Raw genomic sequence first — 274 nt, 5'->3', positions numbered from 1 at the left:
CCGTGTGCATGTTACTTTGAACCACAGATACCTGAAGGATTTATAGGTAAAATACCGCTTACACAGGCTGAAACAGAGGTACTAGAAGCTATAGTAGAGTACTACGATGCTGAGAAGAATGAAGTGGACTATTATCCTGATGGTATGCTGATAGATGATTTAACAGATAAATTTGATGATGAAGTAATAGTGATGGAATTGCTGAAGGAATTACATAAAAAGTTGATGATTACTGTATATACAGAAGATGGGGAAACTTATGTTAGCTTAACAG

The 274-nt window shown here is 35.8% G+C and carries 1 protein-coding gene; it reads left to right on the top strand.

Translation table 11 applies throughout. The annotated features are described in order from the left end of the window. A partial coding sequence (locus tag R0J88_RS20045; protein ID WP_410900883.1) for a hypothetical protein occupies nt 1-274 on the top strand: 274 nt, incomplete at both ends.

This window comes from Pseudoalteromonas sp. SIMBA_162 (genome assembly GCF_046535955.1).
GTDB classification, from domain to species: Bacteria; Pseudomonadota; Gammaproteobacteria; order Enterobacterales; family Alteromonadaceae; genus Pseudoalteromonas; species Pseudoalteromonas marina.
The sequence above is the reverse complement of the archived record's forward strand: the minus strand, read 5'-3'. Positions and strand labels throughout refer to the sequence as shown.